Source organism: Lysobacter sp. Soil_C_15, from assembly GCF_057657315.1.
On record NZ_JBDGIR010000012.1, the window covers coordinates 61462 to 88396 of the forward strand.

The following is a 26935-nucleotide window of genomic DNA, read 5'->3' on the forward strand; positions in this document are numbered from 1 at the left end:
AATCCCCCCTGCCCCCCTTTTTCAAAGGGGGGAACAGCAACCGCAACGGCAACCGCAACGGCAACGGCAACGGCAATGCGACAACAGCCGACGGCGCCAGCGCCACCAACGGCAGACGGCAGCGGCTGCGGCAACGATGCGCTCACCTACCGGATTCCCCCCTTTGAAAAAGGGGGGCCAGGGGGGATTTGCCTTGCGCTCTTGCCTTGCGCTCTTGCCCTACGCCGTCGCCTCCCGCTCCGCGCGTGCGGCTTTCGATGCGGTCAGCTGGCGACGATGTTGACGATCTTGCCCGGCACCACGATCACCTTGCGCACGGTCAGGCCTTCCATGTACTTGACCGCGTTCGGCTCGGCCAGGGCCAGTTGCTCGATCTCGTCCTTGGGCGTGTTGACCGCCACCTCGATGGTGCCGCGCAGCTTGCCGTTGACCTGCACCGCCAGGGTCACCGCGTCGCGCGCCAGCGCGGCCTCGTCGGCCTGCGGGAACGGCAGGTCTTCGAGCAGGGTCTCGGCGTGGCCCAACGCCTGCCACAGCGCATGGCTGGTGTGCGGGGTGATCGGATTGAGCAGCAGCACCATCGCTTCCAGCGCCTCCTGGCGCAGGGCGCGGCCGTTGTCGCTGGCGTCGTCGAACTTGTACACGTGGTTGAGCAGTTCCATCACCGCGGCGATCGCGGTGTTGAAGCTGTGGCGGCGGCCGTAGTCGCCGCCGACCTTCTGCACCGCCTCGTGGATCTGCCGGCGCAGGGTCTTCTGCGGCGCGCTCAGCGTTGCCGCGTCCAGCGCCGGCGCGGCGCCGCCGTCGGCGTGCTTGTGCACCGCCGTCCACAGCCGGCGCAGGAACCGCGCCATGCCTTCCACGCCGGCCTCGTTCCACTCCAGCGACTGGTCCGGCGGCGCGGCGAACATCGAGAACAGACGCACCGTGTCGGCGCCGTACTTGCCGACCATCAACTGCGGGTCGACGCCGTTGTTCTTCGACTTGGACATCTTCTCGGTGCCGCCGATCTGCACCGGCTGGCCGTCGGCCTTGAGCACCGCGCCGGTGATGCGGCCGCGCTCGTCGCGCACCGTCTCCACGTCGGCCGGATTGATCCAGTCCTTGGAACCGTCGCCGTTGTCGCGATAGAAGGTCTCGGCGATCACCATGCCCTGGGTCATCAGGTTGACCGCGGGCTCGTCGCTGTTCACCAACCCCTGGTCGCGCATCAGCTTGTGATAGAAGCGGAAATACATCAGGTGCAGGATCGCGTGCTCGATGCCGCCGATGTACTGGTCGACCGGGGTCCAGTACTTGGCCCGCTCGTCGACCTGCTGGGCCGCGCCCGGCGAGGTGTAGCGGGCGTAGTACCAGCTCGACTCCATGAAGGTGTCGAAGGTGTCGGTCTCGCGCTCGGCCGCGCCGCCGCAGCTCGGGCAGGTGGTCTTGCGCCAGTTCGGATCGGCCTTGATCGGCGAGGCGACGCCGCTGAACTCGACGTCCTCCGGCAGCACCACCGGCAGTTGATCCTCAGGCACGGGCACGTCGCCGCAGGCCGGGCACAGGATCACCGGGATCGGGCAGCCCCAATAGCGCTGGCGGCTGACGCCCCAGTCGCGCAGGCGGTAGTTGACCCGGCGCGCGCCGCGGCCGTCGGCCTCGAAGCGCGCGGCCAGCGCGTCCAGCGCCTGCTGGAAGTCCATGCCGTCGTACTCGCCCGAATTGACCAGCCAGCCGCGCTCGGTGAACGCGGCCTGCTCGGCGATGCCCTGGACGAATTGCTCGACCACCTGCACCGCGGCGCTGGTCTCGTACACGTCGACCGCGGGCGCGCCGCCCAGGGCGGCCTGCATCGGGTCCTTGTGCGCGATCAGGTCGTGGCCGATCTCGGCCAGGGCGTCGCGCACCGCGTCGGGCACGATCACGGTCCTGATCGGCAGCTGATAGCGCTTGGCGAACTCCCAGTCGCGCTGGTCGTGGCCGGGCACGGCCATGACCGCGCCGGTGCCGTAGTTCATCAGCACGAAGTTGGCCACGTACACCGGCACCGCTTCGCCGGTGACCGGATGGATCGCGCGCAGGCCGGTGTCGCGGCCGCGCTTCTCCTGGGTTTCCAGTTCGGCCTCGGAGACCCCGCCGCGGCGCAGCTCGGCGATGAATTCGGCCAGGTCGGCGTCGCTGCGCGCGGCGTGCGCGGCCAGCGGGTGCTCGGCGGCGATCGAGACGAAGCTCACCCCCATCAGGGTGTCCGGACGGGTGGTGAACACGGTCAGCGGCGCGACCGCGGCGCCGTGCTCGTCGACCACGTCGAAGCGGATTTCCAGGCCCTCGCTGCGGCCGATCCAGTTGCGTTGCATGGTCTTGACCGCGTCCGGCCAGCCCGGCAGCGCGTCCAGGCCGTCGAGCAACTCCTGGGCGTAGTCGGTGATCTTGAGGAACCACTGCGGGATCTCGCGCTTCTCGACCAGGGCGCCGGTGCGCCAGCCGCGGCCGTCGATGACCTGCTCGTTGGCCAGCACGGTCTGGTCGACCGGATCCCAGTTGACCACCGAGTTCTTGCGGTAGGCCAGGCCCTGTTTCATCAGCCGCACGAACATGCGCTGCTCGTGGACGTAGTAGTCCGGGGTGCAGGTGGCGAATTCGCGCGACCAGTCGATGGCGTAGCCCAGCTGCTTCAGCTGCGCCTTCATGTGGGCGATGTTGGCGTAGGTCCACTTCGCCGGCGCGGTCTTGTTCTTGATCGCGGCGTTCTCGGCCGGCAGGCCGAACGCGTCCCAGCCCATCGGCTGCAGCACGTTGTGGCCGGTCATGCGCTTGTAGCGGCTGATCACGTCGCCGATGGTGTAGTTGCGCACGTGGCCCATGTGCAGCGCGCCGGACGGGTACGGCAGCATCGACAGGCAGTAGTACTTGGGCTTGTCCGACGATTCGTCGACCTCGAACGCGCGGGACTCGTCCCAATAGCGCTGGGCGGCGGATTCGACCGCGCCGGGGTCGAAGGCCTTGGTTTCGTGCTTGGGGTCGTGCGATGCGGGGGAGACGTCGGTGGACACGGGCAGGCGGGAAGCGAAAGGACAGGACCGGCAAGCCTACCGCAGCGCACAAACCGCCGCCATGCGCGGCGCGGCGCGAGCCGGGCCTTTTTTGCCGGCCGGGGCCCGGCCGACCATGACTCTTGGCATCGGCCGCGGCCGCCGGCGCGTGTTTAGATCGGGCCTTTCTCCGCCCCTTCCGCACCGGAATCCGCCCATGACCCGCCTTGCCGCCGCCGTCGTCGCCGTGCTGTCCGCCGCTGCCCCCGCCCTCGCCGGGGCCGCTCCCGCCGCCGCCGAGCCGGTGGCGCTGCAATGCGGCCGCCTGTTCGACGCACGCAGCGGCAAGGTCCTGGAGGCGCGCACGGTGGTGGTTCGCGACGGCAAGGTCGCCGAGGTCCTGGCCGGCCGCGCCGAGGTCCCGGGCGCGCGCGCGATCGACCTGTCCGGCCACACCTGCAGCCCCGGCTGGACCGACCTGCACGTGCACCTGGGCTCGCAGTCCAGCCCGCAGAGCTATTCCGAGGGCTTCCGCCTGGACGAGGTCGACTTCGCCTTCCGCGCGGTCGGCTACGCCAAGAAGACCCTGCTGGCCGGCTTCACCAGCGTGCGCGACCTCGGCGGCGAGGTCAGCCCGCACCTGCGCGACGCGATCAACCAGGGCCTGGTCGACGGCCCGCGGATCTGGGCCGCCGGCAAGTCGATCGCCACCACCGGCGGCCACGCCGACCCGACCAACGGCTACAACGACGCGCTCTCGCACCTGATCGGCCCGCCCGGCCCGACCGAGGGCGTGATCAACTCGATCGACGACGCCCGCCAGGCCGTGCGCCAGCGCTACAAGGAAGGCAGCGACGTGATCAAGATCACCGCCACCGGCGGCGTGCTGAGCTACGCCAAGTCCGGCGACGCGCCGCAGTTCACCGTCGAGGAAGTCAAGGCCATCGTCGACACCGCGCGCGACTACGGTTACCGCGTGGCCGCCCACGCCCACGGCACCGAGGGCATGAAGCGCGCGATCCTCGGCGGGGTGACCTCGATCGAGCACGGCACCTACATGACCGACGAGGTCATGAACCTGATGAAGCAGAAAGGCACCTGGTACGTGCCCACCGTCTACGCCGGCCGCTTCGTCGCCGACAAGGCCAAGCTCGACGGCTACTTCCCCGAAGTGGTGCGGCCCAAGGCGGCGCGGATCGGCGCGCTGATCCAGGACACCGCCGCCAAGGCCTACAAGAGCGGGGTCAAGATCGCCTTCGGCACCGACATGGGCGTCGGCCCGCACGGCGACAACGCGCGCGAGTTCCTGTACATGGTCGAAGCCGGCATCCCCGCCGCGACGGCCCTGCAGGCCGCCACCATCCGCGCCGCCGAAGTGCTGGGCGTGGACGACCAGGGCACGATCGAGCCCGGCAAGCGCGCCGACATCGTCGCCGTCCCCGGCAACCCGGTCGAGGACATCAACGCGGTGCTGAAGGTCGACTTCGTGATGAAGGACGGGCAGATCTACAAGCAGGCGCTTTGACTTCGCAGGGACGCAGGGGGGTAAGCCCGCTTAACCCCCTCCGTCCCTGTCGCGGCGATGCCGCCATCCTTCGCTATGGCCGCCTCGACGTGAGCAGGAGCGTCCTGTCCTAGTCGCTACCGCCCGCGCGGCCCTACTCTATCGACCTAAGGCCTGGCCGGATCGACGTTACCGATGCGCGTATCGGTCGCGATCCAGTTGACCTCCCAACTGCGCCCGCCGTCCGCCGAATACGCCTGCTCGAACCGCGCCGTGTCGGCGGCGATGCGGGTGATGACGAAGCGGACCAGCACCGCCTTGCCGTCGAGGTCCTCCAGCCCGTAGAACTCGCCGCGCCCGTCGCGGAAGCCGCCATGGACCGGCCGGGTCAGCGCACCATTGCGCAGGCTGGCGTAGTGCAGGCTCCACTGCCGCACCAGCGGGTTGTACAGGCGCAGGTTCACGCCCTCGATCTGTCCCGCCGCCCCCTGCACGCGCAGCTCGACCAGGTTGGCGCGCCCGCCCATCACCTGGCGCACGACGCTGGTGCCGGAATATTCCAGCCACTCCTGCGACCCCGACAGCGGGTTCGCCAGCCTGCGCAACTCGGTTCTCCACACGCCGATCTCCCAGTCGAAATCGTGCTGGCTGTCGCTGGGCAAAGCCTGGGCCACGCCATGCCGCGGCGACTGTTGCGCGATCGCGTTCGGCGCCAGCAGCGCGATCGCCAGACAGGCGTGACCGATCCAAGCTCCCTTGCGTTGCATCGTCTCGTCCTCGCTCCCATGATGCGCCGAGGATGCGAGCGCGAGGCCGCCATGAACAAGAACGCACCTGCAGGTAACCATGCCCGGCACCATCCGGCCCGATCCAGCCCGGCCCGCGCCAATCCGCTCGAAGGCTGCCCGCTGGCGGCGGCCTTCGCCGCAATCGGCGGCAAATGGAAGCTGACAATCCTCTACTGGCTGGCGCACAGCGAACTGCATTTCGCTGGCCTGCGCGGCCGGGCCGCGCCGATCTCGCCCAAGGTGCTGGCCCAGCAACTGCGCGAACTCGAAGCCGACGGCCTGGTCGCCCGCATCCCGACCGGCGACGTTCCCGCGCCGGTGATCTACCGGCTCACCGAGTACGGGCACACCGTGGCGCCGATCGTCGAAGCCGTGCGCGTATGGGGCGAAGGGCATCTGCGGCGTTCGTCGGCGGAGCGGCGTTCGGATGGCAGGGGCTGCGGCGAGAGTCTCCCGCAGTCGCCCACCTGAGGGACCAAGCGATTCCCGCCTGCTTCGCGGATAAAGCCCGTCCAGCCGCAAGCCGCGGCGGGACGCCCCCTTGGAGAGAGAAGAAGCCGCGACTATTTGTGGACGAATATGAAGGAGACGGGCGGATAGGTCGGGCGTAAACTCAGGCAGAAACTCCATCGCTCGATCGCATCAATCGCATTCTCCGAAAGGGACGTGTTATGCCCGCGCGCTCATCTAGCATCCAATCTATTGCCGGTCTTCTGGCCTGCTTGGTATTGGCGGGCTGCGCGCAAAAACCGGCTCAAGCCGAGCTTCAGGAAAAGGATCTCCCGATGACTGTCTCCCCTCTACCCGACGGTTTTGTGGCTGCCGATTCGGTGGCTGAGAAGTTGGATCGGATCGCTGCAGAGACCACTAGCCAAACCCACACGCAGCCCCACCTCCCGAAGCCTCCCACGCCAATGAGTGCGCCTATGGAGGCAGAGGTCTTGATAGCCCGTACGCTCACCTATATGGCCGAGCTAAAAGCTCAAGAAGACATTCGACCGGAACGCGTTAATACGGCGCTGGGAGTAACGCTCGCCCCCGATCCTGACTGGCCGAACGGGAGAGGCTGGGTGGTGCATGGCCCAATGCCCGGCGGACGAAGCTACCGCATTTCCGCCTTCGCCCCGGGCGGTGAACGATTGGGCCGGTTCACCGTGGCAATTGCCTTCGCTCCCGAGGGTGCCCGCGGCGATCCCCGTCGCCGCGAATTTGCGGTCTCGGCGTGCCCGTTTCCGCTTTCCGTACTGGATGAACATGCACGCGCCGCAGGCTATCGGGCGCCAGTCCGCACGACCGACCGGAAAGGCCACGAGCATTCGCTGTATCGGAAACAAACCCAGTCCGGTCGGGACGAATTAGTCGCCGAGGCAGATATCTACTACGCAGACGACACGAAAATAGCTTGTGTTCTGAGCGTCGAATTCCTTGCCAACTCCACGGACAACGACGATGCCTAGGGTTCAACCGGAACTGCGGCCGCTGATGGATGAGTTCGCAAACCAGGCCGGACTGCCGGCAAACGCCGCATCGGACCTGGAAGCAACCATAGCCAGCTCGCCGTACCTATCGAACATAATAATGGATGCCGTAGAAAGCGGCGCGTTGAAACGTTTCCGCGTAACCACTGATCCGCACCAGTCGGGCCGTTACAGCGCCGAATCGGACACCATCTATCTTCAGGCCGACAATTTCTTCAAGCACAGGCACAACGACGAACTATCCAGACTGGATAATCTCGCGGTCGTGGTCGGCCATGAATCCGGACATGCGCTCCTTGCAGAAGCCGAAGAACTTGAGCGCCGCCGCCTGCAAACACTCGCTACTCAGACGATCCGGGAAGCATCCCGGGACAGCGTTGGGGCAGACCTAACCGATTACGCGGAGCGTTATCTAGATTTCATGAGGCGCAACGAAGCAATGGCGGAACTGCTAGGCATGAACGCCTTGGCCAGCCGCGTAACTCAGGGCAATAATGGAGTCTTCATCGAAATCGATTTTCTCAGGCGCGCGGCGCCCGGCTCGCCTTGTGTCAACCAAGACAATGACCGATTTCAACTTGCCAGCGGACTGAAGCCATCGCCGGACGGCACGATTCAAATCGGCCCTGGCAAGTTCCATGGCAGCCCGTCGCTGCATGCGATGGAACGATGCTACACCGATACCACGGAAACCATCGGCCAACACGGAAAATCCGGCTACCAGGCCTATAACGGCGCATATGTCATCCGCGCGCTCGCCGCCATGCAGTCCGATTATGCTCGCGGCACTTCCATGCATGTACCGGAAATCGAACTCGACATGCGACGGCTGAAGCTCGACTCGCGACTCATCGAGGAGGCCGGTGTGAACTTAGGCGGCAAAGGCCGTTCCTTCGATTACGTCGACATCAGCAACGGACAGCGCCGGCACGACAGCATTTCCCATACCCGTGATGCCCCCAATACGCCCACGCCTCGGACGGAGACGGCGACAACGTCACAAGCCAGTCGGGTCTTGGCCTCCCACCCGTCTCATCCCGATCACAAGGCGTTCCAAGCTATTCACTCGACGGTCGCCGCGGACGGTCGATGGAACGCCGAGCAAAGCGCCAATATCGCCGCGGCGCTGCTACGAGAGCACAAAGCCGACACGCTCAGCCATCGGCTCGACCGCGTAGTCATCGGCAACACGACCGCGCAGGGCGAGACCAACGCCTTCGCGGTCTACGCCCCGCACGGCGACAAAGATCCGTTCTTCACCACCCGAGTGGAAATGAACGCGGCAGCACGGATTCCCGCAGAGCGTAGCCTCGAACAGGTCGAGCAGATCAACCTGCAACGCGCTCAAGAGAAGACCCAGTCTCAGCAGGTGGATACGCAATCGCAAAGCCAGACTGTCAACAAAATGACGATGCAGCTGTAGCGTCGCAGTCAGTTTCACCGGAAGACCGCTCTAATCCAGAGGCGATGGACCTCTCGACATGCCGCAGCGCCGCACGCCGTTGCGTGAATCCAGTCACGGCGACCGCCCAGCGGACCTGTCATAAGCAGGCCGCCGACCACGCCCGGCAGAAGTTCCTTTCTCGCCCTCGGGCCTCGTCCGTCCGCCCCAGCGCGTACAGCGCCGCCCTACGAAACGGAGTTTCGCCATGACCCGATCGCAATCCCTGCTCGCCGTGGGCGCCCTGGTGTTCGGCGGTGCGTTCTCGATCGCCACCACCCAGGCCGCGCCGCCCTGCCCGGAGTGTTATTACCCCTATCGCGCCTGCATGCGCGAGGCCGCCAACGCGGATGAGGAAGCGGCTTGCCGGGCCGAATACCACGAGTGCCTGGACATCTTCTGTTCGATTCCCTGGTAGGACGCCATCGATCGGCGCGGTCGGCGCCACAGCCGGCCCAGTGCGCCGGGCCGCGCTGGCGCGGGCCGGCCTCAGCTACCTACGCTCCCCGCGCACCGCCAGCCACGCCGCCCCGGCATACGTGCTCAGCCACAGCACCAAGGCCAGGCGCTGCGCCGGCGGCGCCGCGACCAGCCTCAGTTCCGAGCCGATCACGATCGCCAGCACCGCGGCGGCGCCGGTCGCGGCGACGGCGGCCAGCGCCGGCCGGGTCCTGCGCGCGCCCAGGGCGAGCAGCGCGGCGCCGGGCACGAAGGCCAGCCACCACAGCATCCAACTGGTCGCGTGCAGGCGGCTGGCGTGGGCGTCGAGGTCGGTCGGATCCAGGCGCAACAGGCCCTGCCCGGCCCAGGCCAGCGCCGACAGGGCGCACAGCCAGGCGCCGATGCGCGCGGCGGCGCCGAGCGCGTCGTAGCGTTCGCGCAGTCGCCAGGCCAGCGCGGCCAGCAGCAGGCCCGGGACGATGAAGCCGAGCAGGTTGAACGCGGCCGCGCGCGCGATGCCTTGCGCGCCGAGCAGACCGGGCGGGTGGCGCCATTGCGAGTAGCCGTCGAGCGCGGCGCCGAAGCCGAGCAAGGCGCCGAGGCAGCATACGGCCGCGAGCAGGGCCAAAGCCGGTTCCAAGCGCAGGCGCGGGTTGGCCGGACTCGATGCGCGCGGCGCCGCGGCGCCTGCGGCGGAAGCGCCCGGCATCGCCGGACCGGGCCTGGATGAGCGTTTCATCGTCACATGCTAGCGTGCGCACCGACCCGGCGCGCTTGCCTTGCGTCCGCGCCGCCCCCACCTCCGGTTTCGACCCGCGCGGACTTTGCGCGCCGACCCCTTGAAGAGCCAGCCGATGACCGCCACCGCCCTGCCCCACGTCTTCGACGCCACCACCGAACGTTTCCAGGAAGAGGTGCTGCAAAAATCGCTGCAGACGCCGGTGCTGGTCGATTTCTGGGCCGATTGGTGCCAGCCGTGCAAGGTGCTGGGGCCGATCCTGGAAAAGCTGGCCGGCGAGTACAACGGCGCGTTCGAGCTGGCCAAGGTCGATGTCGAGGCCGAGCAACAGCTCGGCGCGGCGTTCCAGATCCGCTCGATTCCGACCGTGTTCCTGATCAAGGGCGGCCAGTTGGTCGACGGCTTCGCCGAAGCGCTGCCGGAAAGCGCGGTGCGCGAGTTCCTCAAGCATCACGGCATCGAGCCGGGCGAAGCGCCGGCCGAGGCCGAGCCCGTCGAAGCCGCACCGGTCGATCCGCACGCCGAAGTGGTGCGTCTGCGTCGCGAAGTCGCCGAGCAGCCGGACAAGCCCGAGCTGCAGCTAGACCTGGCCCTGGCCCTGCTCGCCACCGGCGCCGCGCAGGAATCGGAGCAGTTGCTCGACAGCCTGCCGGCGAACCTGGCCACCGACGACCGCAGCCTGCGCGCCCGCGCGCGGCTGGGCTTCCTCGCCGTGACCCGCGACGCGCCGCCGCTGGAGACCCTGGAGGCGGCCCTCGCCGCCCAGCCGGACGATCTGCAGGCGCGCTACCTGCTCGGCGCGCGCCTGATCGCCGCCGGCCGCGACCAGGCCGGCCTGGACCAGCTGATCGAACTGCTGCGGCGCGACCGCGGCTACCAGGACGGCCTGCCGCGCAAGGCCCTGATCGACGCCTTCCGGGTGGTCGAAGACGCCGATCTGGTCGGCCAGTACCGGCGCAAGATGTCCTCGCTGCTGTTCTGAGCCTGCGCCCCGGGACCGGCCGCGCCGCCCCGGGGTTAACTATACGTATGCGTATGGCAGGATGGCGGAGCTTCGGTTTCCGCCCTCCCAGACTCGCCTGCTTGTCGCCCGCATGAAAGCCAGCACCCTGCGCCACGGCCTCAACCTGTGGCCGCCGTTTCTGTTCTCCGGCATCCACGTCGCCGCCATCGCGCCCGATTACCGCCGCGCCGCGGTCGAACTGCGCATGCGGCCGTGGAACCGCAACTATGTCGGCACCCACTTCGGCGGCAGCCTGTTCGCGATGACGGATCCGTTCTGGATGCTGTTGGCGCTGCAGGCCCTGGGCAAGGATTACATCGTCTGGGACCGTTCCGGGTCGATCGAATTCGTCAAACCCGGGCGCGGAACGGTGCGCGCGGAATTCGTCCTGGACGACGCGATCCTGGACGAACTGCGCGTCGCGACCGACGGCGGCGAGAAATGCCTGCGCTGGTTCGACACCGACATCGTCGACAGCCAGGGCGACGTTGTCGCCAAGATCCGCAAACAACTGTACGTGCGGCGCAAGCGCGACCGGCGCTAACGGCGCCGTAACCTGCCAGGCCCCAAGCTGTGACCGCGTTCGCAGAGCGAATCGCGGCAGCGTCCGACTGTGCTCCCCTTGTCATCACGGTCGAATAACAGACACACTAGCTCGAATGCGGGCACCGGCGGCGGGATTGCCGACCGGTCGCGATATGGGGCCGCGATGTCCACCACGAACCATCCAACCGAAGGCGCCAGCGCTCCGATGCCGGAGATTCCGGGCTATCGGCTGCGCGCGATCATCAACCACGGCGGTCTGTCGACCGTCTACCTGGGCGAGCAAGCCGCGCTCGGCCGCGAAGTCGCGGTCAAGATCATGCTGCCGCACGCATTGGCCGACGAAGTCAGCCGGCGCCGGTTCGAGAACGAGGTGCGCACGATCGCGCGCCTGGAACATCCCAACGTGGTCGGCATCCACGAAGTCGGGCGCACCCGCGAGGGCCTGCCCTACTACGCCATGCCGTACCTGCCGCGCGGCCATCTGGGCAAGCGCATCGAGCAGGGCTTCGCCGGCGGCGAGCGCGAGGTGATCGCGATCGCCGAGCCGCTGCTGGCGGCGCTGGAGTACGCCCACGCGCGCGGGGTGGTGCATCGCGACGTCAAGGCCGAGAACGTCTTGTTCGACATCGCCGAGCGGCCCTTGCTGGCCGACTTCGGCATCGCCTTGCGCCGCGGCTACGGCGCGCGCATGACCGCGACCGGCCTGGCGGTCGGCAGCACCGCCTACATGGCGCCGGAGCAGGCGCGCGGCGAAGACGTCGACGGCCGCGCCGACCTCTACAGCCTGGGCGTGCTGATCTGGGAAATGCTGACCGGACGGCTGCCGTTCGAAGCGCCTGACGCGCTGTCGATGGCGGTGATGCACGCGCAGGACCCGATCCCCAAGTTGCCGCCGGCGCTCAAGCATTGGCAGCGCTTCATGAACCGCGCTTTGGCCAAGCAGCCCGAGCAACGCTTCGCCGACGCGGCCGAAATGGCCGCCGCGATGGCCGAGATCAAGCACCGCGGCGAGATGTCCGCGCTGGCCCGCGGCATGGCCCACTTGCGCCCGCTCAAGCGCTGGGCCACGCCGGCCTGGGCCGGCCTGGCGGTGGTCGCGATCGCCCTGGTGACCCTGGCCTTCGGCCTCAACCGGGTCGAAAAGGACGGTTTCTTCCGCGCCCAGCCCGCGGCCGATGCGCAACGCAGCGCCGCGGCCGAGCCCGATCCGACCCAGGCGATGATGGCGCCGCTGCCGACCGCGCCGTTGCAGGATTCGCTGCAGTCCGCGCGCAACTACATCGCCCAGGGCCGGCTGGCCGCGCCCGCCGACGCCAACGCCTACAACAGCCTGCTCACCGCCTGGCACCTGGACAGCACCGATCCGGAAGTCGCCGCGGTGGTCGAGGAACTGACCCGGGCCTTCGCCGAGGAAATGGCCCGCGACCTGCGCGAAGGCCGCGACCAGCGTGCGCGCGAGCATCTGGTCAACGCCACCGCGCTCGGCCAGCAGACCGGCACCGCCGACTCGGCGGCTCAGCGCGGCCTGCGCGAAAAGGCCTCGGCCGCGCTGGAGGCCAGGCTCGAGCAGGCCGCACGCCGCGGCGACGGCGCCGATGCCGGCAAAGTGATCGCCCTGGCCGAAGAGTTCGGCTTGCCGCGCAACGTCTCGACCCGGCTGGTCGCGCAGGCGCGCGGCATCGCCGGCGACGGCGCGGTGGCGCGCGGCGCGCCGGGCGCGATCGCCGCCTCGCCGACCGCCAGCGTCGCGGTCAGCTTCAATCCGCGCCCGGTCAGCCGCGGCGAGTACGCACGCTTCGCCAACGCCAACGGCCGCACCCCGGCGCTGTGCCGCGAACGCGTCTCGCTGTTGCGGGTGATCGCACCCAAGGACTGGCGCGCGCCGGGCTTCGACCAGGGCGAGGCCGAGCCGGTGGTGTGCGTGTCGATCGCCGACGCCGAAGCCTATGCGCGCTGGTACAGCCAGCAGACCGGCCGCAGCTACCGCCTGCCGACCGCCGAGGAAGCCCAGCGCATGCCCGCCACCGGCGGCCGCGCGTTGTCGATGTGGTCCGGCGACTGCGGCCGCAACTGCCAGCAGCGCCAGGTCGGCGGCACCTCCTGGCGCAGCCGCACTGCGCAGCGCCCGCTGAGCGGCAGCCGCGGCTACGACGACGTCGGCTTCCGCCTGGTGCGCGAACGCTGAGCGATGACGGCCGCGGCGACGCGGCCGTCATTCATTGGGACGGCGCCCTGTAGGAGCGGCGTCCCACGGGGATTTCCTGAGGTCATAAGCCGCGACCGACCGAGGCGACGCAACATCACGCCGTCCTCCGATGCCGACGACTCCGCTGCCCCTTTCCGATCTACCGGGCTTCGGCCACCGCGCTCGCATCCGTCGCTGCGGTCGTCGCGGCTGACGCCGTTCCTACCAAGACCGGCGCCGCCGCGGGCGGGGCGGTGCGCCCCCTTCCGAACCCAGGCCGCCATGCGGTCGTCGCGGCAGGGCCGTTAGAATCGACGCCATGCGCCCGCCTACCCTGCAACGCCTGTTCCTCACCGGCTTGTTGACCTTGCTGCCGATCTGGCTGACCTGGGTCGTGGTCAAGTTCGTGTTCGTGATGCTGTCGGACATCAGCCGGCCCTTGATCGGGCCGCTGCTGCAGGACCTCGCCCTGGCTCATCCGCAAACGCTGTCCTGGCTCGGCGCGCAGTGGGTGCAGACTGCCCTGGCCCTGATCGCGACCCTGGCGGTGATCCTGCTGTCCGGCGCGATGGCGCGGGTGGTGGTCGGCCAGACCGTGCTGCGCTGGTTCGAATCGCTGATCAAGCGGGTGCCGCTGGCCAGCATCGTCTACGGCAGCGCGCGGCAGTTGCTCGACATCCTGCAGACCAAGCCCGACGGCACCCAGCGCGTGGTCCTGATCGACTTCCCGCACAACGAGATGAAGTCGATCGGCTTCGTCACCAAGGTCCTGCGCGAGGCCGGCAGCGGCCGCGAACTGGCCGCGGTGTACGTGCCGACCACGCCCAACCCGACCTCGGGCTACCTGGAAATCGTGCCGGTGGAAAAGATCACCCCGACCGACTGGACCGTCGACCAGGCGATGAGCTTCATCATCTCCGGCGGCGCGGTGTCGCCGGCCTCGATTCCATTCTCCGTCCCCACCCCCGCCCCCGCCGCGCCCGCGGCCCCCGACATGGACCGTCCGCAATGACCCCACGCCTGTTGCAACGCCTGCGCTGCGCCGCCTTCGCCGTTGTCGCCCTCGCCGCCGCCGCCGCGTCCGCCGCGCCGGCCGCGCTGACCCCGCACCCGGTGCGCCTGGACGACGGCCGCCGTTTCAGCCTGAACCTGCCGGCCGGGCTGGAGATCGTGCCGGTGGTGCAGGGCCTGAAGCGGGTGCGCTTCTTCGCCCGCAGCCCGGACGGACGCCTGTTCGTCACCGACATGCACGACCTCAGCGACAACAAACTGGGCCGGGTCTATGCGCTGGACGGCTGGGACGAACAGAAAGAGCGCTACACCAAGGTGTCGGTGTACCTGGACAAGCAGCGCAATCCCAACAGCGTCGCCTTCTATACCGATCCCTCCGGCAAGAGCTGGCTGTACGTCGCCAACACCGACAAGCTGCTGCGCTACCGCTACCGCAACGGCGACCTCAAGCCGTCCTCGGAACCGGAGGTGCTGGCCAGCTTTCCCGACTACGGCCTGAGCTACAAATACGGCGGCTGGCACCTGACCCGCACCCTCGCCTTCGGCGGCGACAAGCTCTACGTCTCGGTCGGCAGCAGCTGCAACGCCTGCGTCGAAAAGGAAGACGTGCGCGCGGCGATCCTGCAGATGAACCCCGACGGCAGCGGCCGCCGTTTCTACGCCACCGGGCTGCGCAACGCGGTCGGCCTGCTGTACCGCCAAGGCCGCCTGTACGCGACCAACCAGGGCTCCGACCACCTCGGCGACCAAAAGCCCGACGAAACCCTGTTCGAGGTCCGCGACGGCGCCGACTACGGCTGGCCGTACTGCTACCACAGCCAGGGCAAGCCGCTGGCCGACGCCAAGTTTCCGCGCAAGGCCGGCTGCGCCGCGGTGCCCAAGGCGTTCGCTTTCTTCCCCTCGCATGCCTCGGCGCTGGGCCTGAGCTGGTTCCCGGCCGCCGACGGCGGCCTGCTGCGCGACGAGTTCCTGGTCGCTCTGCACGGCGCCAGCAAGCTCTCCCTCGACCACGGCTACCGCATCGTGCGGGTCAAGGCCGACGGCCGCAGCGGCGGCGAACTGGTCAGCGGCTTCCTCGCCGGCGGCAAGGTCCTGGGCCGCCCCTGCGACGTGCTGCGCACCGGCCGCGACAGCTTCCTGTTCACCGACGACAAGAGCGGTGTGATCTATCGGGTGAGGCCGAAGCGGTGAGCGCGAACCCGTCGCCGATCGCGGCCGCCAGCGGCGAAGGCGCGCGCACCCTGCAGGATCGCGCGCTGCGCTTGTTCATCGTGTTGGCCGCGTTCTTCTGCGTCAACGCGGCGCTGGCCGAGTTCATCGGGGTCAAGATCTTCGCCCTCGAAGACACCTTGCGCATCGCACCGCTGCAATGGAACCTGTTCGGACAGACCGGCTCGCTGAACTTCACCGCCGGCACCTTGCTGTGGCCGATCGTGTTCCTGATGACCGACGTGGTCAACGAGTTCTTCGGCCGTCGCGGCGTGCGCTTCATTTCCTGGCTGGCGACGCTGCTGATCGCCTACGGTTTCGTGTTCGCGTTCGCGGCGATCGCGCTGGCCCCGGCCGGCTGGTGGGTCACCGCAGCGCAGGCGCAGGGCGTGCCGGACTACCAGGCCGCGTTCGCGGCGATCTTCGGCCAGGGCCTGTGGAGCATCGGCGGCTCGCTGGTTGCGTTCATGCTCGGCCAGTTGATCGACGTCTCGGTGTTCCACCGCATCCGCAACGCCACCGGCGAGAAGCACGTCTGGCTACGCGCCACCGGCTCGACCGCGGTCTCGCAGCTGGTCGACAGCTTCGTCGTGCTCTACATCGCCTTCGTGCTCGGCCCGCAGCACTGGCCGATCCCGCAGTTCCTGGCGATCGGCACGGTCAACTACGGCTACAAGATGCTGGCCGCGTTCGCGATGATCCCGCTGATCTATCTGCTGCGGCGCTGGATCCACCGCTACCTGGGCGAAGCGCGCGCACGGCAGCTGCGCGAAGAAGCCGCGGCGGACTGAGCGGGCGGCGCCGCCGGACGACGAGCCCCGATCGTCCGAGCTGCGGCGACTGCGCTCGCGTACACCGCTGCGGTGGTCGCGGCTTACGCCGCTCCTAAAGGCGGTGGGTCTGGGCTTCGACGGATGACGCAAGCCTTGAGGATTCTGCGCGTCCCGTGGTCGCGGCTTGTGACCGAAGGAAATCCCCTTGGGACGCCGCTCCTACCCAGGAACAACGACGCTGCATCCAGCCTTGCCGTTGCCGTTGCCGTTGCCGTAATGAGCTTGGCGCCGCCACGAACTCGCGAGAACGCCCTGAAGCCCCGGAGGGCGGCCCGCAGGGAGGCGGGCCGTGCGCAGCCAGGCCAGGGATGGCCTGTGCGGAGCAGCCCGGCGCAAACCTCGTCCCATAGTGGCTTTTGATTCGAAACAGTTATGGCGTTTTCTTTGGTTACTTTTGACCGCAGGAAATCCCTTGGGACTTTGTCGCCTTGGACAAAGAAAGTGACCCGGCCGCTTGCGGACGGAAGCTTTGTTTTTGAAGCTTTTGAGGCTTTTGAGGCTTTTGGAGCCTTCGAACACAGACGCCGCGAGACCGCAAGAACGCGGTCGCGGCTCACGCCGCTCCTACAAGGGGCGCAGGACAAAGACGCGGCGAACGGGCGCGAAGGCCGTCGCGGCTCGTGACCGAAGGAAATCCCTGTGGGACGCCGCTCCTACCCCACCGGGGGCGGACGAACGTCAGCCCAAGCCCAGGCCGGCGCGGACCTTGTCGCGGTAGCTGGCGCCGCTGCCCAGGCGCAGGCCGTTGGCCATCCGCAGCAGGTAGCGCCCGCCGTCGAGGTGCTCGATGTCGCGGATCGCATCGACCCGGACCAGGCGCGAGCGATGGATGCGCAGGAACCGGCCCGGGTCCAGCCGGCTTTCGATCCCGCTCATGGTCTCGCGCAACAGATAGGACTGCGCGCCGCAGCGCAACTCGACGTAGTTGCTCTGCGCCAGCACGCATTCGATCTCGTCGACCGCGATCAGGCGCAGGCGCGCGCCGACCGGCACCGCCAGGCGCTGCGGATAGGCCTGGCCGTCGGCCGCCTCGACCGCGCGCGGCGCCGGGTCGCGCATCCGCCTAACCCGCGCCAGCGCCGCCGCCAGGCGTTCGGCCGAATACGGCTTGAGCAGGTAGTCGGCCGCGTCGGCGTCGAAGGCGCGCAGGGCGTGATCGGCATAGGCGGTCACGAACACCACCTGCGGCCGGCGCTGCGCCGGCAGCGCGTCGAGCACGCCGAAACCGCTGAGTTCGGGCAGGCGGATGTCGAGGAACACCACATCCGGCTGCAAGCGGCGCAAGGCGGCGATGGCGCTGTCGCCGTCGGCGCATTCGGCCACCACCTCGACCGCGCCGGCCTGGTCGAGCAGGCGCCGCAGCCGCGCCCGCGACATCGCCTCGTCGTCGACCACCACCGCGCGCAGCGGGGTCGTGTTCATGCCGCCGCCTCGGCCGGCGTCCAGCGCCGGTACGGCAATTGCAGGCGCACGCAGGTGCCGCCGGTCGGGCGCGCGCCGATCTCGAGGCGATGGCCGTTGCCGTACAGGCATTGCAGGCGCGCGCGGGTGTTGCTGAGGCCGACGCCCTGGCCGGGCGCGGCGGTGCGCTGGCCGCCGTCGTCGCTGACTTCCAGGATCAGCCGGTCGGCCTCGCGTTGCGCGCTCACCGACACCGCGCCGGGCGTGACCCGGGTGGCGACCGCGTGGTGGATCGCGTTCTCGACCAGCGGCTGCAGCAACAGCTGCGGCACGCTGGCGTCGAGCAGGGCCGAATCGATCGCCCACTCGACCTGCAGGCGCTCGCCGAGGCGGATCTTCTCGATCCCGAGGTAATGGTCGAGCGCGACCAGTTCGTCGCGCAGCGCGATCTCCTGATTGCGCGAGTTGTCCAGGCTATGGCGCAGCAAGGCGCCCAGGTCGACCAGCATGCGATCGGCGCCGTCGGGGTCGCGGTGCACCATCTCGGCGATCGAGTTCAAGGCGTTGAACAGGAAATGCGGATTGAGCTGCGCCGACAGCGCCTCCAGCCGCGCCCGCGCCAGCCGCGACTCCAGTTCCAGGGTCTGGCGCTCGCGCACCCGCGCGCGCGCCGCGTAGGCGCCGGCGTGGGCCACGCCGACGATCATCCAACTGCTGAGGGTGTTGTTGAGCACGCTGGTCGCCAGCACCTGGCCCGGCGAGGGCAAGGTTTCGTACCAGCCGATCCAGCGGTTCAACAGCAGCACCGCGCCGGCCCGCGCCACGATCACCGCCGCCACCGCCAGTCCCTGCAGGCACAGCGCGCGGGCGACGCGGCCGCGCTCGATCGGCTGCCGGCGCACGCATTCGAACAGGAACAGGGTCAGCGGCACCCACAGCCAGGCGCTGGCCAGTTCCTTGCGCAGGGTGCCGCTCCAGTCCGGGGCCTGGCCGGCGGCCTCGTGCATGGTCGCGATCTGGCCGACCCAGACCAACCCGCTGAGGGTCCACCAGCCGAGTACCGCGAGCAGCAGCAGGGTTCGATCGCGCATGGAAGCCGATGCTGGACCGACGCGGGCGCGCTTGCAATCGCAGGCGCGGCGTTCGTCACCGGGCGGCTCCGGTTCGTCCCCCACGCCGTCGCGGCGCGCGGCGGCCGGCGCAGGCTGCGCCGACCTTCCGCTTCCGCAAGGACACCGTCATGCGCCGTTCCCTGCCGCTCGCCTGCGCTCCCCTGGTCTTCGCCCTCGCCGCCAGCCTGCCGGTCCTGGCCGCGCCGGCAAGCGCCGGCGACGTCTGCCCGGAGGTCCGCCGCTACGGCGACGGCAGCCTCAACAGCGCCGGCTGGGAGTGGCGGCTGAGCTTCAGCCCCGACCGCCGACGCGCCTATTGGTCGCACACCGCCGGCTGGTGGCCGGGCACGCGCGAACGCGCCACGATCCGCACCGCATCGCACGACGGCGAGGGCTGGAGCGCGCCGCAGACGGCCTCGTTCTCCGGCGTGCACAGCGATATGGACCCGTTCGTCTCGCCCGACGGCCGCTGGCTGGTGTTCTCCTCCGAGCGCCCGCGCCCGGACGGGCAAGCGGCGAAGATGGACCTGTGGATGGCCCGGCGCGGCGCGCACGGCTGGGGCGAACCGCGCCACCTCGGCGCCGCGGTCAACAGCGCCGGCGACGAGCTCTACCCGAGCATGGACCGCCACGGCCACCTGTATTTCGCCAGCGAACGCGGCGGCGAGTGGAACATCTACGTCAGCCGCCGGCTGCGCCACGGCGAGTACGCTCCGGCGCAGCCGGTCGCAGGCGGGGTCAACACGGCCGAACGCTGGGAGTTCAATCCGGAAATCTCGCCCGACGGCCGCACCCTGCTGTTCACCCGCCTGGACCTTCCCGACGCGCTGCCCGACCAGGGCCACGGCTGGGGCGACCTGTACGCGGCCCGGCTGCGCGACGGCCGCTTCGGCACCGCGGTCAACCTCGGCCCCTGCGTCAACACCAAGTGGGACGAGTTCCATCCGACCGTGCTGTGGGAGCGCCGGCAGCTGTTCTACGCCCGCGACATCGGCCAGCCCAGCGACTTCTACACCACCCGCCTGCGCCTGCCCGATCTGGGCGACTGAGCGGGACGCCGCGCGCGACCGAGCGGCCGGAACGCCGGCGCGTCTGGCGCCGGCGTTCCGCGACGTCGCGCACGCCGCCGTCGCAGCGGCGCATGACCTTCGGCGCTTGCCGTGGCGTGGCCCGCACGGGAGCCTGCGGGTCCGTCCGTTGCGAACGCCCGTTCCCATGACCCCGACCCCGTTCCGACCGGGCCCGGCGCGCGCCGCGCGCCCGGCCGCCGTGTCCCGCCTGGTCCTCGCTGCGGCCCTGAGCGCCGCGCTCGGCCCGCTTCTGCCCGCCGCCGCATTCGCCGCCGACGCCGGCACGCCGGCGCCGCGCGTCACCGTGCAGACCAAGGCCGAGAAACTCGATCGCCTGTACGAGCAGTACTGGGAAGAGACGCTCAAGCTCAATCCGCTGCTCGCCACCGCCCAGGGCGACCCGCGCTACAACGACCAGTTGCCGAACTTCGCCAGCGCCGAGTTCCGCCGGCGCAGCCGCGAGTTCGACCAGCGCTGGCTCAAGACCATCGAATCGGTCGGCTCGCAGGGCCTGTCGGCGCAGGACCTGCTGAGCTACGAGATCTTCGTCCGCGAGGCGCGCATCGACCTGGAGGCCGAGCGCTTCCCGGGCTGGATGCAGCCGGTCAACCAGTTCAACAATTTCGCCGCCACGATCGCCCAGCTCGGCTCAGGCGCCGGCTCGCAGCCGTTCAAGACCGTCGCCGACTACGACAACTGGCGCAAGCGCGCCGCGCTGGCGCCGGCGGTGTTCGACCAACTGATCGCCAACAGCCGCGAAGGGACCAAGCGCGGCGTGGTCCAGCCCAAGGCGCTGATGCTCAAGGTGCTGCCGCAGCTCGACGCGCTGATCAAAACCCGCGCCGAGGACAGCCTGTTCTGGAAGCCGGTGACGAACTGGCCGGCCGGCATCGAAGAGCAGGACAAGGCGCGCCTGAGCGCCGAATACCGGCAGATGATCGAAACCGAGCTGATGCCGGCCTACGTCCGCCTGCGCGACTACATCAAGAACGAATACCTGGCCCACGCGCGCGACAGCGCCGGGCTGGGCGCGCTGCCCGACGGCGCCGACTGGTACGCGTTCAACGCCCGCCGCTCGACCACCACCGAGCTGAGCCCGGCGCAGATCCACCAGATCGGCCTGGACGAGGTCGCGCGGATCCATGGCGAGATCCGCAAGGTCATGGCCGAGGTCAAGTTCCAGGGCTCGCTGCAGGACTTCTTCAAGTTCATGCAGAACGATCCGCGCTTCGTGTTCAAGGACGAGCCGGCCCTGCTCGCCCACTACCGCGGCCTGGAAGCCAGGATCAACCGCAAGGTGCCGGAGCTGTTCTCGCTGACCCCGAAGGCGCCGTTCGAAATCCGCCCGGTGGAGGCCTTCCGCGCCCAGTCCGCGGCCGGCGGCTCGTACATGCGGCCGAGCGAGGACGGCAGCCGGCCGGGCATCTTCTACGTCAACACCTACGACCTGCCGACGCGCAAGACCTGGGATGCGGAAGACCTGTACCTGCACGAGGCCATTCCGGGCCATCACTTCCAACTGGCCCTGCAGCAGGAACTGAGCGACCTGCCGAAGTTCCGCCGCTTCGGCGGCGCCACCGCCTTCACCGAGGGCTGGGGCCTGTACGCCGAATCGCTGGGCAAGGATCTGGGCGTGTACACCGATCCCTACAACTACTTCGGCTATCTGCAGAACGAACTGTGGCGCGCGATCCGCCTGGTGGTCGACACCGGCCTGCATAGCAAGGGCTGGACCCGCGAGCAGGTGATCGCCTACATGCTGGAGAACTCGGCCGAGAGCGAGACCCAGTCGACCGCCGAGGCCGAGCGCTACATGGCCATCCCCGGCCAGGCCCTGGCCTACAAGATCGGCGAGCTGCGCATCATGCAGCTGCGCAAGCGCGCCGAGCAGGCCCTGGGCGCGCGCTTCGACATCCGCCAATTCCATGCCGAAGTGCTCAAGGACGGCGCGGTGCCGCTGGACGTGCTGGAGCGCAAGATCGACCGCTGGATCGAGTCGCGCCGCGGCTGAGGCCCGGCGCCGGCGGCCGGTGGGACGGCCGCCGCCCCGGGGCGGGCAAGTTCGAGGGCCGGCCCGCGGCGGGCCGGTCCGGTTCCGTACAGCGAACCCGGGCCGGGCGGCGCTAGGATGCCCCGGAGGTCCGGGCGCGCGTTCCGTGCCGGTCGCTGCGGCAAAAATGTGATGGAAAGCGCATAATTGGCGGTTGCAATGCCGCTGCCGCCCCGTCGGCCCCGCTGTCCCACCCAGCTACGGAAAACGGATGCATCCCACCTCAGCGCTCCCGCTCCCCGCCCTCGTGCGCGCCATGCGCCGCCGCCTGGCCGCCGCGCGCCGGCCCGCCGCCGCGGCCGCCCTGGGCGGCCTGCTCCTGCTGGGCGCCGGCCTGGCCCAGGCCGAAGACTGGGCCTACCGGGTCCGCCCCGGCGACACCCTGTGGGACCTCGGCGCCAAGCACCTCAAGGTCGGGGTCAACTGGCGCAAGCTGCAGGAATACAACCGCATCGCCGACCCCTACCACCTGCCGCCGGGCTCGCGCATGCAGTTCCCGATCGGCTGGCTGCGGATCGAACCGGCCAAGGCGCGGGTGATCGCGGTGCGCGGCGCGGTCAACCTGCTGCCGCCGAGCGCCGCGCCCAGCGCGAGCCCGGCCAAGCTGGTCAGCGAGGGAATGCGCATCGGCATCGGCAGCCGCCTGGAAACCGGGCCCGGCGCCAGCGCCACGCTCGAGTTCGCCGACGGTTCGCGCCTGCTGGTACAGGACAACAGCAGCGTGGTGTTCGACCAGCTCAGCAGCTACGGCAGCACCGGCATGGTCGACACCCGCATGCGCCTGCGCCGCGGCCGCACCTTGAACCGGGTCATCCCGGCCAAGGGCCCGGCCTCGCGCTACATCATCGACACGCCCTCGGCGACCTCGAGCGTGCGCGGCACCCATTTCCGGGTCAGCGCCGGCGACGAGGGCGCGGCCGACGCGACCGAGGTGCTGGAAGGCAAGGTCGCGGTCGGCGCCCAGCACAGCCAAGTGCTGCTGCGCCCGGGCTACGGCACCGTCGCCGCGGCCGGCGCCGCGCCGTCCGCGCCGATCGCGTTGCTGCCGCCGCCGGCCTGGTCGGACGCACAGACCCGGCTGGAACAGTTGCCGGCCGAACTGGCCTGGGCGCCGGTGCCCGGCGCGGTCGCCTACCGGGTGGAAGTGGTGCGCGACGACGCACCGGAAGTGCTGCTGTTCGAAACCCGCACCGGCGAGACCCGGGTGCGCATCGACGAACTGCCGGCCGGACGCCAGCGGGTGCGGGTGCGTGCGGTCGCCGACAACGGCCTGGGCGGCCGCGACAGCGAGCGCAGCTTCGTCGTCCACGATCTGCCGCCGCCGCTGACGATCAGCCCGGTCGACGGCCAGCGCATCGGCCTGCCGCGGCCGCGCTTCGAGTGGGCCCGCACCCAGGGCGCCGAACGCACCCGCCTGCAGGTCGCCGCCGACGAGCGATTCGCCCAGCCGCTGATCGATGCCGAGGTCGACGGCCAACGCTTCCGCCCGGCCCAATCTCTGGCTCCGGGCCAGTACTATTGGCGCGTGGCTTCGCGCGACGCGCAGGGCCGCGTCGGCCGGTTCGGCAACGCCTTGCCGTTCCAGGTCAGCGACGCGCCGGCCGACCCCGGCCTGGAAGCGCCGCAAGCCGCGCAGGGGCGCCTGACCCTGCGCTGGCAGAAGGGCGAACCGGGCCAGCGTTATCGCGTGCAGATCGCGCGCAAGCCCGATTTTTCCACGCTGTTGCTCGAAGAGGTGGTGGACGTGCCGCAGATCGAACTCAAGCGCCCCGGCGGCGGCCGCTGGTACGTGCGCGTGCAGACCGTCGAAGACGACGGCTACGCGGCGCCGTTCGGCCCCTCGCAGGAAATCCGCCTGCCCTGCCGCCTGTGCTACGGCGCGGGCGCGGCGGGCGCCGTCCTTCTGCTGCTGGCTCTATGACCTTCGGCGCCCGGTCCTGGCTGCTGCGCGGCGCGACCGCGCTGGTCGTGGCCGGCCTGGCGGCGCTGCTGACCGTAAGCGGCGCCACCTGGCGCCTGGACGATTTCTTCTACGACCTGCACCTGTCGGAGTGGGGCTACGCGCCCGACGACGACGTGGTGATCGTCGCCATCGACGACCGCAGCCTCAACGAACTGGGCCAGTGGCCGTGGCCGCGCGACATCCACGCCCAGATGCTCGACCGGCTCGGCTACGCCGGCGTGCGCGGGGTGGCCCTGGACCTGGTCCTGACCGAGCCCGACCGCAACGGCGACCAGCACGACCGCACCCTCGCCGCGGCGATGCGCCGGCTCGGCCGCGTCGCCCTGCCGGTGATCACCGCGCCGCTGCGCCAGAACGCGCCGCCGGTCGAGGTGCTGCCGACCCCGCTGATCGCCACCGCGGCCACCACCCTGGGCCATACCGACATCGAACTCGACGCCGAGGGCACCACCCGCGGCATGTACCTCAAGGCCGGCCTGGGCGAATCGCGCTGGTCGGCGCTGGGCCTGGCCCTGATCGGCCTGGAGCCCGGCACCGCGCCGCATCCCCTGCCCGGCCTGCGCCGGCCGAGGTCGCAGCAGGGCTCGCCGTACCAGTGGACCCGCGACAACTACGTGCGGATCCGCTTCGCCGGCCCGCCCGGCACCTTCGGCCAGGTCTCCTACGCCGACGTGATCAACGGCCAGGTGCCGACCGAACTGCTGCGCGGGCGCTGGATCGTGGTCGGGGTCACCGCCACCGGGCTGGTGCCGAGCTACCTGACGCCGATGGCCGACGACGCGCGCATGCACGGCGCCGAGTACCAGGCCAACGTGATCGAGATGCTGCTGCACGATCGCGCGATCGTGCCGCTGCACCCGCTGTGGCAGGCGCTGCTGGCCGCGGCGATGCTGTTCGCGGTGGTGCTGCTGATGCTGCATCCGCGCCTGGAACGGCCCTTGCTGGTGACCGGCAGCGGGGCCCTGCTGACCGCGATCGGCAGCGTCGCCCTGCTGCGCCTGGGCAACGTCTGGTTCGCCCCGGCCACGACCATCGTCATGATCGCCCTGGCCTACCTGCTGTGGGTGATTGGCCACCTGCGCCATTGGCGCCGCGAGGCCAATCTCGACACCCTGACCCAGCTCGGCAACCGGCGCCGCTTCGACCACGTGCTGCAGCGCGAACTGGCCAGCGCCCGCCGCACCCGCGCGCCGCTGTCGCTGGCGCTGATCGACGTCGATTTCTTCAAGGCCTACAACGACGCCGAAGGCCACCGCGCCGGCGACAAGCTGCTGCGCGAGATCGCCGAGATCATCGCCGCGCACGCGCGCCGCCCGCGCGACCTGGCCGCGCGCTTCGGCGGCGACGAGTTCGCCCTGATCCTGCCGGACACCCACGTCGAAGGCGCCGCGCGCGTCGCCGACGGCATCCTCGAGGACATGCGCAAGCTCGACGCGCGCTACGGCAAGGCCTCGGCCGACCAACGGGTCAGCCTGAGCATCGGCCTGTACACCTGTGTGCCGGGCGTGCACACCCACGTGCGAACCCTGTTCGACGCCGCCGACGCGGCGCTGTACCAGGCCAAGGAAAACGGCCGCGACCGCCGCGTCGCCAGCCGGCTCGGCAGCGCGGAACCCTGAGTTCGGGACTCGGGACTCGGGACTCGGGACTCGGAAAAGCGTCGCACCGCGGCCTCCTACGTCCTATCTCCCCTTCGCTATCTCGTGGATTTCCCGGGCAAAGCAAAAGGCCGGCTTGCGCCGGCCTTCGCCTGGTGCCTCGCTGCGGCTGCGCCGCGCGGGACGATCAGCCCGCGTTGCGGTCGCGGCGCTGTCCGCCCTGGCCGCCGCCGCGATGCTGCTTCGGACCGGCGTGCGCATGGCGCGGCGCCGGCTTGCCGTGCGGACGGTGGCCGGGCTTGCGCGGCGCGTTGTTGCCGCGGTTGCCGCCCGGACCGGGACGGCGCGCGCCCGGCGCGTCGGAGCCCATCCGGATCGGGCGCGACGGCTCGTAGCCGGCGACCGTCACCATCTCGATGTCGTCCTTGAGGATGCGCTGGATCTGGCGCAGCAGGCCGCCCTCGTCCGGCGACACCAGCGACAGCGCTTCGCCGCTGGCGCCGTTGCGGCCGGTACGGCCGATGCGGTGGACGTAGTCCTCGGCCACCATCGGCAGATCGAAGTTGATCACCAGCGGCAGGCTCGGGATGTCCAGGCCGCGCGCGGCCACGTCGGTCGCGACCAGCACCCGCGCCTTGTTCGCCTTGAAATCGCGCAGCGCCTTCTGGCGCTGGGCCTGGCTCTTGTTGCCGTGGATCGCCACCGACTTCAGGCCGGCGTCCTCGAGCTGCTCGGCCAGGCGGTTGCAGCCGTGCTTGGTGCGGCCGAACACGATCACCTGATCGTTCGGGCGGCCGGCCAGGATCTCGATCAGCAGGTCGCGCTTGCGGCCGCCGTCGACCGGATGCACGCGGTGGCTGATCGCATCGGCCACGGCGTTGTTGGCGGCGATCTGCACCTGGCGCGGCTCGCGCATGAATTCCAGCGCCAGCTGCTTGATCTGCGCTTCGAAGGTGGCCGAGAACAGCAGGGTCTGGCGCGAGGCCGGCAGGCGGCCGAGGATGCGCTTGATCGCCGGCAGGAAGCCCATGTCGAGCATGCGGTCGGCTTCGTCCATGACCAGCAGTTCGACCGCGTCGAGCTTGGCGCTGCCGCGCTCGAGGTGGTCGATCAGGCGGCCCGGGGTCGCCACCAGCACGTCGACGCCGCGACGCAGCGCGTCCAGCTGCGGCCCCATGCCGGCGCCGCCGAAGATGGCGTGGATGTTCAGGCGCAGGTACTTGGCGTAGCCGCGCAGGCTGTCGCTGACCTGCAGCGCCAGCTCGCGGGTCGGCGCCAGGATCAGCACGCGCGGCTTGCGCTGGCCGCCGCCCTGGACGGTGGCCAGGCGGTGCAGCAGCGGCAGGCCGAACGCGGCGGTCTTGCCGGTGCCGGTCTGGGCGCCGCCGAGCAGGTCGTGCCCGGCCAGGGCCAGCGGGATCGCTTCGGCCTGGATCGGGGTCGGGGTGGTGTAGTTCTGTTCGGACAGCGCGCGCAGCAACGCGGGCGCCAGCCCAAGCGATTCGAACGTCATGGTGAAACTCCAGCTTGCGCGGCATCGACGACGGCG

The 26935-nt window shown here is 69.8% G+C and carries 22 protein-coding genes; 16 read left to right on the plus strand and 6 right to left on the minus strand.

The window, feature by feature from the left end:
• Window positions 1-263: 263 nt before the first annotated feature.
• The gene (leuS, locus tag AC3A57_RS21190) at window positions 264-3035 is read right to left on the minus strand and encodes a leucine--tRNA ligase (protein WP_487580702.1); all 2772 of its coding nucleotides are present in this window, start codon (window positions 3033-3035) and stop codon (window positions 264-266) included.
• A gap of 196 nt (window positions 3036-3231) precedes the next feature.
• Here leuS and AC3A57_RS21195 point away from each other — a divergent pair, with 196 nt between their 5' ends.
• The gene (locus AC3A57_RS21195; protein WP_487580703.1) at window positions 3232-4539 is read left to right on the plus strand and encodes a metal-dependent hydrolase family protein; all 1308 of its coding nucleotides are present in this window, start codon (window positions 3232-3234) and stop codon (window positions 4537-4539) included.
• 146 nt (window positions 4540-4685) lie between these two features.
• Here AC3A57_RS21195 and AC3A57_RS21200 read toward each other — a convergent pair whose 3' ends face one another.
• Window positions 4686-5285: a hypothetical protein gene (locus AC3A57_RS21200; protein WP_487580704.1), complete on the minus strand. Its 600-nt coding sequence runs from the start codon at window positions 5283-5285 to the stop codon at window positions 4686-4688.
• Here AC3A57_RS21200 and AC3A57_RS21205 point away from each other — a divergent pair.
• From AC3A57_RS21205 to AC3A57_RS21220, 4 genes are all read left to right on the plus strand, one after another.
• Complete coding sequence (locus AC3A57_RS21205; protein ID WP_487580705.1) at window positions 5280-5777, plus strand: winged helix-turn-helix transcriptional regulator; 498 nt, start codon at window positions 5280-5282, stop codon at window positions 5775-5777. The genes AC3A57_RS21200 and AC3A57_RS21205 overlap by 6 nt on opposite strands.
• A 455-nt stretch (window positions 5778-6232) precedes the next feature.
• Window positions 6233-6763, plus strand: coding sequence for a hypothetical protein (locus AC3A57_RS21210; protein ID WP_487580706.1), 531 nt, complete (start codon window positions 6233-6235; stop codon window positions 6761-6763).
• Window positions 6764-6788: 25 nt separating this feature from the next.
• Window positions 6789-8207, plus strand: coding sequence for an XVIPCD domain-containing protein (locus AC3A57_RS21215; RefSeq protein WP_487580707.1), 1419 nt, complete (start codon window positions 6789-6791; stop codon window positions 8205-8207).
• A 226-nt stretch (window positions 8208-8433) separates the two neighbouring features.
• Window positions 8434-8643, plus strand: coding sequence for a hypothetical protein (locus tag AC3A57_RS21220; RefSeq protein WP_487580708.1), 210 nt, complete (start codon window positions 8434-8436; stop codon window positions 8641-8643).
• A 75-nt stretch (window positions 8644-8718) separates the two neighbouring features.
• Here the strand turns inward: AC3A57_RS21220 and AC3A57_RS21225 are convergent, their stop codons facing one another.
• On the minus strand, window positions 8719-9405 hold the full coding sequence (locus AC3A57_RS21225) for a DUF998 domain-containing protein (RefSeq protein ID WP_487580709.1): 687 nt from the start codon (window positions 9403-9405) through the stop codon (window positions 8719-8721).
• 115 nt (window positions 9406-9520) lie between these two features.
• Between AC3A57_RS21225 and trxA the strand changes: the two genes are divergently transcribed.
• From trxA to AC3A57_RS21260, 7 genes are all read left to right on the plus strand, one after another.
• Complete coding sequence (gene trxA / locus AC3A57_RS21230; protein WP_487580710.1) at window positions 9521-10387, plus strand: thioredoxin; 867 nt, start codon at window positions 9521-9523, stop codon at window positions 10385-10387.
• A gap of 112 nt (window positions 10388-10499) precedes the next feature.
• Window positions 10500-10952 carry a DUF4442 domain-containing protein gene (locus AC3A57_RS21235; protein ID WP_487580711.1) on the plus strand — a complete coding sequence of 151 codons (453 nt, stop codon included), beginning with the start codon at window positions 10500-10502 and terminating at the stop codon, window positions 10950-10952.
• A 165-nt stretch (window positions 10953-11117) separates the two neighbouring features.
• Window positions 11118-13139, plus strand: coding sequence for a bifunctional serine/threonine-protein kinase/formylglycine-generating enzyme family protein (locus AC3A57_RS21240; protein ID WP_487580712.1), 2022 nt, complete (start codon window positions 11118-11120; stop codon window positions 13137-13139).
• Between the two features lie 319 nt (window positions 13140-13458).
• Entirely contained in the window at window positions 13459-14151 is a 693-nt protein-coding gene (locus tag AC3A57_RS21245) for a DUF502 domain-containing protein (RefSeq protein ID WP_487580713.1), read from the plus strand.
• On the plus strand, window positions 14148-15341 hold the full coding sequence (locus AC3A57_RS21250) for a PQQ-dependent sugar dehydrogenase (protein WP_487580714.1): 1194 nt from the start codon (window positions 14148-14150) through the stop codon (window positions 15339-15341). The genes AC3A57_RS21245 and AC3A57_RS21250 overlap by 4 nt, the downstream gene beginning before the upstream one ends.
• Window positions 15338-16150, plus strand: a complete 813-nt coding sequence (locus AC3A57_RS21255; protein WP_487580715.1) for a queuosine precursor transporter — start codon at window positions 15338-15340, stop codon at window positions 16148-16150. The genes AC3A57_RS21250 and AC3A57_RS21255 overlap by 4 nt, the downstream gene beginning before the upstream one ends.
• Before the next feature lie 414 nt (window positions 16151-16564).
• Window positions 16565-16816: a hypothetical protein gene (locus AC3A57_RS21260; RefSeq protein ID WP_487580716.1), complete on the plus strand. Its 252-nt coding sequence runs from the start codon at window positions 16565-16567 to the stop codon at window positions 16814-16816.
• Window positions 16817-16870: 54 nt separating this feature from the next.
• Here the strand turns inward: AC3A57_RS21260 and AC3A57_RS21265 are convergent, their stop codons facing one another.
• Entirely contained in the window at window positions 16871-17614 is a 744-nt protein-coding gene (locus tag AC3A57_RS21265) for a LytR/AlgR family response regulator transcription factor (protein WP_487580717.1), read from the minus strand.
• Window positions 17611-18684, minus strand: a complete 1074-nt coding sequence (locus tag AC3A57_RS21270) for a sensor histidine kinase (protein WP_487580718.1) — start codon at window positions 18682-18684, stop codon at window positions 17611-17613. Before AC3A57_RS21270 ends, AC3A57_RS21265 begins: the two co-directional genes overlap by 4 nt.
• Before the next feature lie 149 nt (window positions 18685-18833).
• On the opposite strand from AC3A57_RS21270, the gene AC3A57_RS21275 reads away from it, so the two are divergent.
• From AC3A57_RS21275 to AC3A57_RS21290, 4 genes are all read left to right on the plus strand, one after another.
• Window positions 18834-19754, plus strand: coding sequence for a TolB family protein (locus AC3A57_RS21275; RefSeq protein WP_487580719.1), 921 nt, complete (start codon window positions 18834-18836; stop codon window positions 19752-19754).
• Window positions 19755-19920: 166 nt separating this feature from the next.
• Window positions 19921-21786 (plus strand): DUF885 domain-containing protein, encoded by a 1866-nt coding sequence (locus AC3A57_RS21280; protein ID WP_487580720.1) that lies wholly within the window; start codon window positions 19921-19923, stop codon window positions 21784-21786.
• 295 nt (window positions 21787-22081) lie between these two features.
• Window positions 22082-23746 (plus strand): FecR domain-containing protein, encoded by a 1665-nt coding sequence (locus AC3A57_RS21285; RefSeq protein ID WP_487580743.1) that lies wholly within the window; start codon window positions 22082-22084, stop codon window positions 23744-23746.
• Window positions 23743-25407, plus strand: coding sequence for a CHASE2 domain-containing protein (locus AC3A57_RS21290; protein ID WP_487580721.1), 1665 nt, complete (start codon window positions 23743-23745; stop codon window positions 25405-25407). Before AC3A57_RS21285 ends, AC3A57_RS21290 begins: the two co-directional genes overlap by 4 nt.
• A gap of 166 nt (window positions 25408-25573) precedes the next feature.
• Here the strand turns inward: AC3A57_RS21290 and AC3A57_RS21295 are convergent, their stop codons facing one another.
• Entirely contained in the window at window positions 25574-26899 is a 1326-nt protein-coding gene (locus tag AC3A57_RS21295) for a DEAD/DEAH box helicase (protein ID WP_487580722.1), read from the minus strand.
• Between the last annotated feature and the right edge of the window lie 36 nt (window positions 26900-26935).

Excerpts from the sequence above, each read along its gene's own strand:
- AC3A57_RS21195 (WP_487580703.1), top strand. The coding sequence starts at position 3,232 with ATGACCCGCCTTGCCGCCGCCGTCGTCGCCGTGCTGTCCGCCGCTGCC.
- AC3A57_RS21200 (WP_487580704.1), bottom strand. The coding sequence starts at position 5,285 with ATGCAACGCAAGGGAGCTTGGATCGGTCACGCCTGTCTGGCGATCGCG.
- AC3A57_RS21210 (WP_487580706.1), top strand. The coding sequence starts at position 6,233 with ATGGAGGCAGAGGTCTTGATAGCCCGTACGCTCACCTATATGGCCGAG.
- AC3A57_RS21215 (WP_487580707.1), top strand. The coding sequence starts at position 6,789 with ATGGATGAGTTCGCAAACCAGGCCGGACTGCCGGCAAACGCCGCATCG.
- AC3A57_RS21220 (WP_487580708.1), top strand. The coding sequence starts at position 8,434 with ATGACCCGATCGCAATCCCTGCTCGCCGTGGGCGCCCTGGTGTTCGGC.
- AC3A57_RS21225 (WP_487580709.1), bottom strand. The coding sequence starts at position 9,405 with ATGAAACGCTCATCCAGGCCCGGTCCGGCGATGCCGGGCGCTTCCGCC.
- trxA (WP_487580710.1), top strand. The coding sequence starts at position 9,521 with ATGACCGCCACCGCCCTGCCCCACGTCTTCGACGCCACCACCGAACGT.
- AC3A57_RS21235 (WP_487580711.1), top strand. The coding sequence starts at position 10,500 with ATGAAAGCCAGCACCCTGCGCCACGGCCTCAACCTGTGGCCGCCGTTT.
- AC3A57_RS21240 (WP_487580712.1), top strand. The coding sequence starts at position 11,118 with ATGTCCACCACGAACCATCCAACCGAAGGCGCCAGCGCTCCGATGCCG.
- AC3A57_RS21245 (WP_487580713.1), top strand. The coding sequence starts at position 13,459 with ATGCGCCCGCCTACCCTGCAACGCCTGTTCCTCACCGGCTTGTTGACC.
- AC3A57_RS21250 (WP_487580714.1), top strand. The coding sequence starts at position 14,148 with ATGACCCCACGCCTGTTGCAACGCCTGCGCTGCGCCGCCTTCGCCGTT.
- AC3A57_RS21260 (WP_487580716.1), top strand. The coding sequence starts at position 16,565 with ATGGCGTTTTCTTTGGTTACTTTTGACCGCAGGAAATCCCTTGGGACT.
- AC3A57_RS21265 (WP_487580717.1), bottom strand. The coding sequence starts at position 17,614 with ATGAACACGACCCCGCTGCGCGCGGTGGTGGTCGACGACGAGGCGATG.
- AC3A57_RS21270 (WP_487580718.1), bottom strand. The coding sequence starts at position 18,684 with ATGCGCGATCGAACCCTGCTGCTGCTCGCGGTACTCGGCTGGTGGACC.
- AC3A57_RS21275 (WP_487580719.1), top strand. The coding sequence starts at position 18,834 with ATGCGCCGTTCCCTGCCGCTCGCCTGCGCTCCCCTGGTCTTCGCCCTC.
- AC3A57_RS21280 (WP_487580720.1), top strand. The coding sequence starts at position 19,921 with ATGACCCCGACCCCGTTCCGACCGGGCCCGGCGCGCGCCGCGCGCCCG.
- AC3A57_RS21285 (WP_487580743.1), top strand. The coding sequence starts at position 22,082 with ATGCGCCGCCGCCTGGCCGCCGCGCGCCGGCCCGCCGCCGCGGCCGCC.
- AC3A57_RS21290 (WP_487580721.1), top strand. The coding sequence starts at position 23,743 with ATGACCTTCGGCGCCCGGTCCTGGCTGCTGCGCGGCGCGACCGCGCTG.
- AC3A57_RS21295 (WP_487580722.1), bottom strand. The coding sequence starts at position 26,899 with ATGACGTTCGAATCGCTTGGGCTGGCGCCCGCGTTGCTGCGCGCGCTG.